At 44.7% G+C, this 13,091-nt stretch carries 12 protein-coding genes; all 12 read right to left on the reverse strand.

The window, feature by feature from the left end:
* Window positions 1-173 precede the first annotated feature (173 nt).
* The 12 genes from murA to J2Y67_RS08780 all read right to left on the reverse strand — a co-directional run bounded on the left by murA (window position 174) and on the right by J2Y67_RS08780 (window position 13,091).
* Window positions 174-1,478, reverse strand: a complete 1,305-nt coding sequence (gene murA, locus J2Y67_RS08725; protein ID WP_310172928.1) for a UDP-N-acetylglucosamine 1-carboxyvinyltransferase — start codon at window positions 1,476-1,478, stop codon at window positions 174-176.
* Window positions 1,479-1,510: 32 nt separating this feature from the next.
* A complete protein-coding gene (locus tag J2Y67_RS08730) occupies window positions 1,511-2,257 on the reverse strand; it encodes a YwmB family TATA-box binding protein (protein WP_310172930.1) in 747 nt (248 codons plus the stop codon).
* Between the two features lie 264 nt (window positions 2,258-2,521).
* Window positions 2,522-2,755 carry a DUF1146 family protein gene (locus J2Y67_RS08735; protein ID WP_310172933.1) on the reverse strand — a complete coding sequence of 78 codons (234 nt, stop codon included), beginning with the start codon at window positions 2,753-2,755 and terminating at the stop codon, window positions 2,522-2,524.
* Window positions 2,756-3,089: 334 nt separating this feature from the next.
* On the reverse strand, window positions 3,090-4,601 hold the full coding sequence (gene nuoN, locus J2Y67_RS08740; RefSeq protein WP_310172935.1) for an NADH-quinone oxidoreductase subunit NuoN: 1,512 nt from the start codon (window positions 4,599-4,601) through the stop codon (window positions 3,090-3,092).
* Window positions 4,602-4,607: 6 nt separating this feature from the next.
* A complete protein-coding gene (locus tag J2Y67_RS08745; protein WP_310172937.1) occupies window positions 4,608-6,119 on the reverse strand; it encodes an NADH-quinone oxidoreductase subunit M in 1,512 nt (503 codons plus the stop codon).
* A complete protein-coding gene (gene nuoL / locus J2Y67_RS08750; protein WP_310172939.1) occupies window positions 6,116-7,987 on the reverse strand; it encodes an NADH-quinone oxidoreductase subunit L in 1,872 nt (623 codons plus the stop codon). Before nuoL ends, J2Y67_RS08745 begins: the two co-directional genes overlap by 4 nt.
* A 193-nt stretch (window positions 7,988-8,180) precedes the next feature.
* On the reverse strand, window positions 8,181-8,495 hold the full coding sequence (gene nuoK, locus J2Y67_RS08755) for an NADH-quinone oxidoreductase subunit NuoK (RefSeq protein ID WP_310172942.1): 315 nt from the start codon (window positions 8,493-8,495) through the stop codon (window positions 8,181-8,183).
* Window positions 8,492-9,010 (reverse strand): NADH-quinone oxidoreductase subunit J, encoded by a 519-nt coding sequence (locus tag J2Y67_RS08760; RefSeq protein WP_310172945.1) that lies wholly within the window; start codon window positions 9,008-9,010, stop codon window positions 8,492-8,494. Before J2Y67_RS08760 ends, nuoK begins: the two co-directional genes overlap by 4 nt.
* Window positions 9,007-9,426: an NADH-quinone oxidoreductase subunit NuoI gene (gene nuoI, locus J2Y67_RS08765; RefSeq protein WP_310172948.1), complete on the reverse strand. Its 420-nt coding sequence runs from the start codon at window positions 9,424-9,426 to the stop codon at window positions 9,007-9,009. Before nuoI ends, J2Y67_RS08760 begins: the two co-directional genes overlap by 4 nt.
* A 102-nt stretch (window positions 9,427-9,528) precedes the next feature.
* Window positions 9,529-10,533: an NADH-quinone oxidoreductase subunit NuoH gene (gene nuoH / locus J2Y67_RS08770; protein WP_310172949.1), complete on the reverse strand. Its 1,005-nt coding sequence runs from the start codon at window positions 10,531-10,533 to the stop codon at window positions 9,529-9,531.
* Entirely contained in the window at window positions 10,533-11,633 is a 1,101-nt protein-coding gene (locus J2Y67_RS08775) for an NADH-quinone oxidoreductase subunit D (protein WP_310172952.1), read from the reverse strand. Before J2Y67_RS08775 ends, nuoH begins: the two co-directional genes overlap by 1 nt.
* 3 nt (window positions 11,634-11,636) lie before the next feature.
* Window positions 11,637-13,091 carry an NADH-quinone oxidoreductase subunit C gene (locus tag J2Y67_RS08780; RefSeq protein ID WP_310172954.1) on the reverse strand — a complete coding sequence of 485 codons (1,455 nt, stop codon included), beginning with the start codon at window positions 13,089-13,091 and terminating at the stop codon, window positions 11,637-11,639.

Consider the following 13,091-nt stretch of genomic DNA (forward strand, 5'->3'; position numbering starts at 1 on the left):
CAATTTTATTTAATAAAAAGCAAAAACCGAAGAATGCATCTGTCGGACATCTGACAGCCACTTTCTCCGGTTTACCCGTTTTTATTTACTTCCAGGCATTCTTCACACGGTGCCTGTCACATTGTGAATATTTCACAATCCTACCACAATCGCAACAGTAACACCCCTAAAAATCAAGCATTCATATCCGAAATCAATTTCTCGATATAAATCTCTTCTTCTTCTTTCACACGTTCGATATCGGCGCCCAATACAGCAAGCTTCTCATGGAAATCCACGTATCCACGGTCTAAATGCTTCAATTCGGTCACACGTGTTACACCGTCTGCAACCAAGCCAGTCAAGATTAGGGCTGCTGCTGCACGAAGATCCGTTGCAGACACCTCGGCACCTTGTAAATTAGACAGACCATTTAAAATAACCGAACGTCCTTCAATCTTAATATCGGCATTCATTCTGCGGAATTCCTCCACATGCATGAAGCGATTTTCAAATACCGTTTCCGTAATCATGGAAGTTCCTTCTGCGCGAAGCAATAACGCCATCATTTGCGATTGCATATCCGTTGGGAATCCTGGATGCGGCATCGTTTTAATGTCGACAGCCTTCAAGCGCTCCGGTCCAATGACACGAACCCCGTCAAATTCTTCCATAATCGTAATACCCATCTCTTCCATTTTTGCAATCAAAGAAGACAAGTGCTCCGGAACTGCTCCTCTCACAAGCACATTTCCGCCCGTAATCGCTGCAGCCACCATGAACGTACCTGCCTCGATTCGGTCAGGAATAATGTTATGATCTGCACCAAATAAACGATCGACACCCTCAATACGAAGTGTGCCTGTTCCGGCGCCTCTTACCTTTGCGCCCATTTTGTTCAAGAAATTTGCCAAATCGACGATTTCTGGTTCTTTTGCGACGTTTTCGATGACGGTCGTACCAACCGCTAGCGTTGCCGCCATCATAATGTTTTCTGTTGCACCAACACTTGGGAAGTCCAAGTAAATCTTTGCACCTCTTAAGCGGCCATCAACCTCCGCCTCGATAAAGCCATTTCCAACCTTGACCTTTGCACCCATGGCCTCAAAGCCTTTTAGATGCTGATCGATTGGGCGGGATCCGATGGCACAGCCGCCAGGCAAAGCTACCCGAGCCCGGCCATTGCGGGCTAATAATGATCCCATTACAAGGACAGACGCACGCATCTTCCGAACATATTCGAAAGGCGCTTCCTCTTTTAACACTCTGGATGCATCAACGACAACTGTATTATTTTCAAACACTACTTCAGCGTTTAAATTACGTAATACTTCATTAATTGTGTATACATCGGAGAGTGTAGGTACATCACGAATTACACTTTTTCCATCACTTGCTAATAATGTTGCAGCGATAACAGGCAAAACGGCATTCTTTGCACCTTCTACTTTCACCGTTCCATGAAGCCTTTGTCCGCCGCGGACGATAATCTTTTCCAAGAGTATTCCCCTCCGCGTCCATTTTCTCTATATTAATATTCAATCGTTATGATTGGTGTGCCAACTACAACCGTAGTCTTTCGGCCCAATCCTTCGGAGCGTACCCCAATTTGTAGATTCAAATCTGTTTTTGCATTGCCAATTGACTCCGAAAAGTCAGGTGAAAATGCCGTTACAGACATGAACGTCTCCTCTTTTAACGCTTCGATTTTTTTCGCATTTAATGCAGACAGCAATCCATTCACTGTTGCAGGTAAAGCCTTATCCATCTTATCACCGACAACACCCTTCATACAAGAGAAAACTGTCGGTTTTTCTCGAAATACATCGCTCAGCCTAATTTTGAATTGATTCGTTGTGAAAAAGGACTCTGTTTCCTTATTCCACTTTTTGCCGCTGACCCTATATACTATATACGCATCGATCGGTTGGTTTGTGCGGGACGACATAATTTGAAGCGTTTCTTGGTGGTGGTTTGAGGCTGGAGATACTGCTGTAACTTCCCATTTTTGGCTGGTGTTTGCTGTGGACCAATCCCAATCTGGAAACTTCTGCTTAAGCTCCTTTGCATAAACCTGTACGTCTTGTTCACTTTTTAGGTCAACCAAATGTTCCCGTGCATATAAAGACCATTCACTCGGCATAATATCTTTTGTTTGAAAAATCGAACCAATTTTCATCAAATCCATGCTTTCATTCGCTGCTTCTGTATTTCGATTCCCCATGACAACGGTAATCAAACTTAAAATGGCAATCATGCCAAAAATATATTTCTTCAACCGACTCTCCCCCTTACTACCATTGTTTCCAATGATGGGAAGAGCATACTTGGGAATTCTCGTCACTTTTAGACAACTTGCGTAAATTCTGTCAAGTTCGGTTTTTCACAAATTCGTGCTTTACAACGATAAGTATGTAATCACACAAAGAAAATTGTACTCAAAAACCGGACAAATTGGAACATGTACGAAGACCTAAATATTTACCAATTCACCCGCTTCGAGAGACCGATCCCTCAGCTGGACCATTCTTAAAGCCGTTATTTACTGGAATATCATCGGGAGCTGCTGCGACCATTGCAGATAATCTAGGAAAAAATTACTAACTGTCGACCCAAGGAAAATTGCCAATAATATGTAGAGCAGTCGCGCCTGGAAAACATGATTCGCCTTAAGCACCTTTTCCAAGCGAATCGCTTGCAGCGCCCACCAGGACAACGCAATAAATACCAAATGCGACAGGATACTGATTAAAGCAATTTGTCCGAAATCCACCATGTATTCACCCTCCCTCATGATAGTCTACCATATTGACGAATGAAAATCGGAAAAGTTTCATTTTATATCCATTTTATAAAAAAGCATTAACTGCCTAAACACCGTTACAGCCCTTCAACCGTGTTGAGACAGTTACTAAAAAATTTAAATTCCTTGACCCATTCATTCTTCAATTTCCTTTTTGCCTGCACACATTCTGCGAATTTCACTGTTGCCATTTAATAATCCCTCATTGAAAAACTAATTTGTTCGAGCTGGACTAGCCTTTCTATTTTGTATCCGCTTATCCGCGAATTAAAAAATCTATATAAAAAAAGAGGCCCATGGGCCTCTTTTACTGCAAAAAGTCTGCAAACTGATTGAAGTGGTTGTGCAGGAAGTCTAAAGCCAAGTTTGGCGCGACTCCGAACAGCACGGATGCCACGACAGCGACAATTAAGACAACCAAAATTCCAAACGGAACATTGAATTTGCTTTCGTCGGCAGCCGGACGGAAGAAAATTTGCGTCATGACACCGAAATAGTAGAAGTACGATATGACTGTTGTCGCAATCATGATCGACGCTAATACATAGTGGGATTCACCCGCAAAGGTTCCAATAAAGATATTAAGCTTTCCGATAAATCCAGCAGTGCCCGGGAAGCCTGCTAAAGACACCAATAAAATCCCCATCGCAACCGCAAGAATCGGCGAGCGCCGGTAAAGGCCGGCATAATCGGCAATCCGTTCGGTGCCTGTTTTTTCCGAAACCAATTGAATCACGGCGAACGCGCCAAGGTTCATAAACAAGTAGGCAAGCAGGTAGAACCAGATGGCATCGAACATGATGAAGTTCATTGATGCAAATGCCACAAGGATGTAACCGGCATGAGCGATACTTGAGTAAGCAAACATTCTTTTAATATTCGTTTGTTTCAAGGCAACGACGTTACCAATGATCATCGTTGCTGCCGCGATAAAGCTGATGTAATCCTGCATTTTATATAAAATTGGTGCAGAACCAGGACCTTCCGAAGCCGCTACGCCGAATACTGATAACAAAATGCGGATCACGATAACGAAACCGGCTATTTTAGAAACAACACTCAAAAATGCGGTAACAGGTGTCGGTGCTCCTTGATAAACGTCCGGTGCCCACATATGATAGGGAGCCGCCGCAAGCTTAAAGGATAAACCAACGAAAATCATCAAAAATGCTAGACCAAGCAGGTAGACATGCTGGGCATCCGCAAGACTTTGCAACTGTCCGGCAATCGAAAGCAGGTTTGTTGTGCCGGTTAAGCCATACACATAGCTCATCCCGAACAAAGTAATCGCAGTAGAAATCCCGCCGTTGATGACGTATTTCATTGCCGATTCATTGGAGCCGGCATGGCGTTTCTTCATACCCGCCAAAATATAAGAAGAAATCGATAACAATTCAAGACCGATAAATAAGGTAATTAAGTCTCCACTTGAAGTCATGAACATCGCACCGAGCAAAGCGGTTAAAAACAGATAGAAAAACTCGCCGTGATATTCTTTCATGCCGTCTTTTGGTTCATAGCTGACCGCTAAGAACATCACCAGTCCGGCACCGACTAGAAGAAGAATTTTAAAGGCCTTGCCAAAACCGTCAAGACGGAAGGTATCGTTTAAAATTGAAACCGTTCCCTCATCAATCATTCCAACCACTGAAATCAAGGCGGCAAAAATCCCGGCAATGCCAATCCAGCCAAGAATTCTGCGATCCTGATTTTTCGGCATAAATAAATCCAGAAGGGTTAGGACGGCAGCAACACCAACGATGATGAATTCCGGTGTCATCGCGCCCCAATTAAATGATTCCAATGCTTTGATATCCATCCTTCATCACCCTCCTATCCCAAGCAATATAGTTTCAAGTGTGGCATGAAGTGGTGAGCTTAGAACACTAGGGATTACACCAATTAACACGATTAAAACCATCAAAACCACAACCGGTACAAGTTCTACCCCTTTTAAATCAATCACACCGGTAAATTCACGTTGTGCTTGGCCATAGGTAATCCCTAGAACGGCACGCAGTAAATAAACGGCAGTCATGATAATCCCGAGTGTACCCACGGCTGCGATGACCGGCATTTCTTTGAACAGGCCAAGGAATGCCATGAATTCGCTGACGAAACCGGACATGCCAGGAAGTCCAAGTGAGGCAAGACCACCGGCAAGCAAAAAGCCTGCAGCGCGCGGCATTCCCTTCGCCATTCCGCCAAGATTTTCGATTAAAGATGTATCTGTGCGCTCGTAGAACACACCGACAAGGAAGAACAATAGGGCTGAAATTAACCCGTGGGAAACCACTTGGAAAATTGCCCCTTGAATGCCCGCTTCATTCATCGCGGCAAGACCGATTAACACGATTCCCATGTGAGAAATCGATGAATAGGCCAAAACCATTTTGAAATCGGATTGAATGAACGCCAAGAAGGCACCATACAAGAGATTAATGACCCCAAGGATGGCAAGCAGGACGGCAAGTTTATCAAACTCCGCCGGGAAGATTCCCATTCCGAAACGAATTAAGCCGTACGCACCGATTTTTAGTAGAATACCAGAGTGAATCATGACCACTGATGGCGGTGCTTGTACGTGCACACGGAGCATCCAGCTGTGCAATGGGAAAATCGGTAATTTTACCCCAAAGGCAATCAGCAAGGCAATAAACAAGCCCATCTTTAAATCGCCTGAAAGCGGACCACCTTTAATATTGACAATATGCTGTAATTGCTCAATATTCGTTGTCCCTGTTTTTGAAAATAAGATCATAATCGCAATCAATAATACCGCTGAACCTAATCCATTGTAGATTAAAAAGCTGTAAGCGGCTTTTTCCTTTTCAAAATAACCCCATTTTCCGATTAAGAAGAAGGTTGGAATTAAGGTTACCTCGAAGAAGATAAAGAATAAAATTAAGTTTTCTGCTGTAAACACACCGAGCATGCCAATTTCTAAAAGAAGGAACAGCATGAAATAGCCTTTCCATTCTTTTTTAATAAACTGAGCTGCACCAATTGCTGCCAGCGTTGCAATCACCGCTGTTAGAACGACTAATAACAACTGGAAACCGCCGATGGCAAGCTCGTATCGAACTTGTAACAGGTCCTTTGCCTCACCGGTTAAGTTCCCGAATTTAATCCATGGAACCGATACGGAAAAGTCTGCTAAGTTTTTACCTGCTTGATAATGTAAATATACAGCCAGTGCCAGAAGCAATGCCGGCAATGTAGCAAGGAAGCCAATCGCTTTGATTGCCTTTTCCGCAGTCTTTGGCATGAATGCCAAAAGCACAATCCCTAGTAACGGGGAGAATACTAGGATCGAAAGAACGGATGTCAGATTCATTTTAAGTACCCCCCTGTTAACGCGAAGATGACAGCCAGAACAGCAAGACCCACGAAGGCTACTGCACCGTACGTTTGAACCTGTCCGGTTTGCATTTTTGAACCGGATGTTCCAAGTCCCTGTACAAACCCGACCACACCCTTCACAATTCCTTCGACAATGAAGGTGTCAATGAATTTGAGGAAGTAGCTGATTCCGGTTGTCACAGCAACCACTGTCATTTGATAAAATTCGTCGATGTAATATTTGTTTAACAAAATTGTATACAGCGTGTCGCCTTTTCCACTTAACCAGTTGCGGGAAACAGAGCGCTTGCCGTAAATGAGCCATGCAAGGTAAATACCGAGCAAGGAGACTACGGTTGCTACAATCATAATCCAGACTGGAGCTTCCACATGGGCATGTGCTGCCAATGTTTCATTTCCATCCACAAGCCAGTCACCAAGGAATTCACCGAACCATGGTGTGTTCACATAACCGCCAATGATCGCTAACACGCCAAGAATGATCATTGGAATCGTCATATTCGATGGTGATTCGTGAACATGCTTTTGGTCGCCGCGCGCTTCACCGGTAAACACCATGAAGAACAGGCGGAACATGTAGAAGGCTGTAAAGAATGCCGCAATTAACGCCAACACGAAAAGGATTGGATGTCCGCCTTCCCATGCAGAGGCTAAAATTTCATCTTTACTGAAGAATCCTGATAAAAGTGGAACGCCACTGATGGCAAGTGTTCCGATTAAGAATAAGGGTCCTGTTAAGCGCAGCTTTTTCCAAAGACCGCCCATTTCTTCGATGTTCTGCGTATGCACTGCATGGATGACACTACCTGCTGCAAGGAACAAGAGCGCCTTAAAGAACGCATGTGTCATTAGGTGGAACACGCCCGCCACATAGCCTGCAGAACCGAGGGTAAGCATCATGTAGCCAAGCTGGCTGACCGTTGAATACGCTAAGACCCGCTTAATATCTGTTTGCACAAGTCCGATGCTTGCAGCAAAAATCGCTGTAATCCCGCCGATGACGGCAATGACAAGCAGCGCTGTTTTACTAGCTAAGAACAATGGAAATAGTGCTGCAACCAAGTAAACCCCTGCAGCAACCATTGTTGCGGCGTGGATTAAGGCCGAAACTGGTGTCGGACCTTCCATCGCATCAGGCAGCCACGTATGAAGCGGGAACTGACCTGATTTACCAACAGCCCCGATAAAGATGAGGATGGCTGTTAAGGTGATCATGGATTGTGAAACGGCACCGTTCCCGACGGCAGCAAAAATTTCACTATATTCAAAGCTTTTGGTTTCCCAGAACAAGAGGATCATCCCGATAAAAAGCCCAACGTCCCCAATACGGGTCATGATGAAAGCTTTTTTTGCAGCAGCCCTTGCCTCTTCTTTGTAAAAATAAAAACCGATTAAGAGGAAGGAACCGACCCCGACAAGCTCCCAGAAAATATAGGTCTGCAAAAGGTTTGGTGAAATGACCAGACCAAGCATTGCAAAGGTAAATAGTCCTAAATAGGCATAGAATACGTGGAACCGCTCGTCGCCGTGCATGTACCCTTTGGAATAGGTATGTACTAAGCAACTTACGAGCGATACAATCACTAGCATTAATGCATTTAATTGGTTCACTTCAAAGCCCGCTGTTAAATGAATATCTCCTATCGTCAGCCAGTCTGTCTTCGTTACATAGGTTGGCTCTGTGAAGCGTTCAAAGAGCACTAACACCGAATAAACAAGCGATGCCAATGTGAGCAGAATTCCCACATATGCACTCGCTTCCTTCAGACGCTTCCCAAAAAGAAGCAGGAGCACAAACGATAATAGCGGGAAAAGCGGTATGATCCATGCATTTTCCATCAATATCACGATCCCCTTTTTTAAACGCGCTACCGCTGTAAGATTTTTAAAAAATTGCGCGTCAGATTGGGCCCGCTAAAAATAGCAGGACATGTAAAGGTGTGGTCGAGCCAATCACCTTTTTAGCAGGTTCCATAACACTACCTGCCGATTCATAAATTGTTCAAGACTTCTCAACTGGAAATCTCTCGTATAATTAGTTTTTCAATTTGTTCATTTCGTCAATATTCACCGTCTTGCGGTTGTTGTAAAGCGAAATGAGAATGGCTAATCCGACGGCTGCTTCGGCTGCGGCTACGCAGATGGCAAATAGGGCAAAGATTTGTCCGGTGATGGACGGTGTTAAGCCGTATTTACTGAAGGTAACCAGGTTAATGTTAACAGCATTCAGCATTAATTCAATCGAAATTAGGACAATCACAGTGTTGCGTTTTGTTAAGGCACCGTATAATCCGATGCAAAAAAGAATCAGCGCAAGGGCGAGGAAGGCTGAAGCAGGGACTGAACTCATTCGTCGTCCGCCTCCTTCTTGTCTTTTTTCGCTAAAACAATCGCTCCAACCAATGCTACTAATAGTAAAACAGAGGTTAGCTCAAATGGAATGACCCATTTGGAATAAAGGGTTTTACCGATTTGCATCGTGTTGTTTTCATGCAAAGTGGTTGGAACTTGTTCGATATTGAAGTTATAGATGCCAATGTACACGGCAAAAGCAAAGCCTATAACTCCCAAGAACAATAGAACCTTTCGGAGCCTGCCCGTTTTTGGTTCACTTTCGTCATCATGCTTCGTTAACATGATTCCAAATAGCATAATAATCGTAATCGCACCTGAATAAATTAAGATTTGCACAGCTGCGATGAATTCTGCCGACAGCAAAACATAAATGCCGGCAATAGCAACGAAAGTGAATATGAGGGCAACGACCATGTGCATGACCTTTGTCAGGTTTAAAAGCAGCACACCACCGATGACCGCCACCAAGGCAAGACCCAAAAATGCGAGAAACTCGCCTGAAAATGTCATGGTTTATTCACCTGCCGTATGTTTTCGTCGTTTTCATCTAACCATTCAAGGTTTTTAAATAAGGCATCCCTGCTGTATTCAGCAAGTTCGAAGTTATTGGTCATGATAATCGCTTCGGTCGGACATACCTCTGTACACAAATCACAAAGGATGCAGATTTCAAAGTTAATATCATACGTATCGATGATTTTCCCTTTTTTCGTTGGATCCGGATGTTTCTTACCCACTAGATTAATACATTCTGTTGGGCAAATGTTCATGCACTGGTTACAGACGATACATTTTTCCGGATAGAATTTTTGAATGCCGCGGAACCGGTCTGGCAGTGGCAGCGGCTTTTTCGGATAATCATAGGTGACCTTTTCTTTTGTTAATTGTTTTAGGGTATATTTCAAGCCTTTTGCTAATCCAAGCACGTTTTTCACCCCTTTAATCATTTTAAGGTTTACTAGCTGCCAAACGCGAGGCAGTTAAGGTATGAGACAACTCTATTCTCGCTGAAACGAAATAAGTTCCTTTTAAAAAAATAAGGTTTTGATTAAGGCGGTTAGGAAAATGTTTGCCAATGATACTGGCAGTAATACTTTCCAGCCAAATTCCATCAGATGGTCGGCACGTAAACGCGGGAACGCGACGCGGAACCAGATGTAGACGAATAGGACGACCGCAAATTTGAGTGCGAACCAAACTGCTCCTGGGATAAATCCAAGGAAATGGAATGGTGGCAGCCAGCCGCCAAGGAAGATGGTCACGATCAGTGACGTCATCGCAAATAGGTACACGTACTCGGCCAGCATGAAAAATGCCCAGCGGAAACCTGAGTATTCAACGTGGTATCCGGCAACGAGTTCGTTTTCGGATTCTGGTAAGTCAAATGGTGTCCGGTTTAATTCTGCTACTGATGCAATTAAAAAGACGATAAAGGCTACTGGCTGTAACAGGATAAACCAGCCATGGCTCTGCTGGTGCACGATATCGTTTAGGTTTAAGCTGCCCGTGATTAGGATGATTCCCACCACTGACATGACAAGCGGGATTTCATAGGAAATCATTTGTGCAGCCGCACGCATGCCTCCAAGGAGTGCGTATTTGTTATTGGATGCCCAGCCACCTGTGACAACGCCGAGCGTCGTTAATCCTGAAACGGCAATATAATAGAGCAATCCGACACCAATATCGGCAAATTGAAATTTGTCGGTAAACGGAATCGTTGCCAGCACCATAAAAGACGGTGCAAAAGCAATTACCGGTGCTAAAATAAATAACGGCCGGTCCGCTAGCTTCGGGATAATATCCTCTTTGAGTAAAAGCTTCAAAACGTCGGCAACTGTTTGCAAAAGTCCCCATCGGCCGCCGACTTGGTTTGGACCGTGGCGGAGCTGCATGTAACCCATGACTTTACGTTCTGCCAGGATTCCGTAGGTTACGAAGCCCAGTACAACTAAAAGTAAGATCGCTCCTAGTAAAAAGAAGATTAGGAAATTAAACAAACCGGGACTTGACTGGAGTAAATCATTAATCATCAGCCGTCCACCTCCCCAAGGACTATATCAATACCCCCTAAAATGGCAACGAGGTTTGAAATATTTTCTCCTTTTAATAATTTCGGGAGAATTTGCAGATTGTAGAAAGACGGCCTTCTTAGTTTGAGACGGTATGGCTCTTTCTTTCCATCACTGTTGATGTAAACACCAATTTCTCCACGAGGTGCTTCGATTCTGACAAATCCTTCACCTTTTGGTGCTTTAATAATTTTTGGTACCTTTGCGAGAATATCCCCATCTTTCGGGAATTGGTCACACGCTTGTTCAATAATTTTTAGTGATTCTTCGATTTCTAATAAACGTAAATGGTAGCGCGCCAATACATCACCGCTATCCATGACTGGTACGTCAAAATCAAAGCGATCATAAATACAATATGGCTCATCTTTACGTAGATCCCATTTGACGCCGGTACTGCGAAGATTGACACCGCTTAGCGAGTAATTAATGGCATCTTCTTTTGAATATTTTCCAACACCTTTAATACGGGTAAGGAGAATTTCATTTCCGGACGCAAGTTCATGATATCCTTTAATTTGCTCTCTCAAGTATGGAACAAAGTCTTTTACTCGTTCCACCCATCCTTCTGGTGCGTCCCACTTGACGCCGCCGACACGCATATAGTTGAAGGTTAAGCGGGCACCGGAAAGCTCATTTAGGAAATTCAGAATCATTTCCCGATCGCGGAAGGCAAATAGGAATGGACTAACGGCCCCCATATCGAGGAGGAATGTCCCCCACCATAAAAGGTGGCTTGAAACCCGGCCTAATTCCATTGCCAAAATACGTAAATATTCGGCACGGTCAGGTATTTGAATTCCCATCATCGTTTCGACTGCATGACAAAGTACATAGTTGTTGGTCATGGCGGAGACATAATCCAATCGGTCCGTATAAGGGATAATTTGTGTATATTGCAGGTTTTCAGCAAGTTTTTCTGTTCCGCGGTGCAAATAGCCGATGACAGGGGTTGCTTCGGTAATAATCTCCCCATCGATTTTTACAACCAGCCGGAATACTCCGTGTGTACTTGGATGCTGAGGCCCTACGTTTAACATCATTTCTTCTGTTCTGATCATTGGTTACACCTCTACATCATAAGGCTCATAATCTTTTCTTAGTGGATAGCCAACCCAATCTTCTCCGAGCAAGATCCGACGTAAATCCGGATGTCCTGTAAACTTAATTCCAAGCAAATCATAAGCTTCACATTCTGCCCATTCCGCGCCGGCCCAAATTGGCGTGACAGACTCGATGGTTGGTTCATCTCGGTCAATTTTCACTTTGAGAGCGACGGATTGACGATTTTTGTATGAGTAAAGATGAGCATAAACTTCCATATGTGTTTGGAAATCGGTTCCATGGATCTCGGATAAATAATCAAATCCTAACAGCTCATTGTATTTTAAAAATTGTGCAAGCTTATAGTAGGATTCACGTTTTACCACGAGGGTTGGAACGTCTTTGGACAATTTATTAATATAAGAATCTTCTAAAACATCGGAACCTAGATTTTCCTCAATCACTTTTCGGTATTTATCCAGGAATGGCTGATTTGCTGATGGTGCTTCTTCCGGTGCTGGTGCATCGCCTGCTTTTCCGGCTGATTTCGCCTTTGCTGCTGCTGCGGCGGCGGCTTTTGCTTTTGCGGCTGCGATGGCTTTCGCTTTTTCGTCATCGCCTCCTGCTGCCCCGCTTGCTTTGGCTCCGGCTGCGGCTTTTGCTTTCGCTGCTGCTGCCGCCTTCGCTTTGGCAGCTGCTATCGCTTTGGCTTTTTCATCATCGCCTGCCGGAGCTTCTGCTCCGCCGGCTAACTCAGCAGCTTTTCGTTTCGCGGCTGCCGCTGCCTTCGCTTTCGCTACTGCTGCAGCTTTTTTCTTCGCTAAATCGTCTGTATCGCTTGCCGCTATATCTGCTGCTGGCGCTTCGTCCGCAGTACCTTCTCTTTGCTTTTTCGCGAGTGCTGCGGCTTTTGCTTTCGCTGCGGCCGCTGCTTTTTTCTTGGCAAGATCGTCTGTATCGCCTGTCGCTATATCTGCTGCTGGCGCTTCGTCCGCTATGCCTTCTCTTTGCTTTTTCGCAAGTGCTGCAGCTTTTGCTTTCGCTGCTGCTGCGGCTTTTTTCTTGGCAAGATCGTCTGTATCGCTTGCCGCTATATCTGCTGCTGGCGCTTCGTCCGCTACGCCTTCTCTTTGCTTTTTCGCGAGTGCTGCGGCTTTTGCTTTCGCTGCGGCCGCCGCTTTTTTCTTGGCAAGATCGTCTGTATCGCTTGCCGCTATATCTGCTGCTGGCGCTTCGTCCGCTATGCCTTCTCTTTGCTTTTTCGCGAGTGCTGCAGCTTTTGCTTTCGCTGCTGCTGCGGCTTTTTTCTTGGCAAGATCGTCAGCGTCTCCTACTGGGGCTTGCTCAGCCGGTTTTGCTTCAGCCTTCGGTGCGGTTTCCCCTGCGGTCTTCGCCTGGCGTTTCGCTAGTGCGGCAGCCTTCGCCTTTTCAGCGGCTTCTCGCTTTAATTGTTCGAGATCTTTTTCCCCGCTCAT

Origin of the sequence: Neobacillus niacini, assembly GCF_031456445.1 — a bacterium.
GTDB classification, from domain to species: Bacteria; Bacillota; Bacilli; order Bacillales; family Cytobacillaceae; genus Neobacillus; species Neobacillus niacini_I.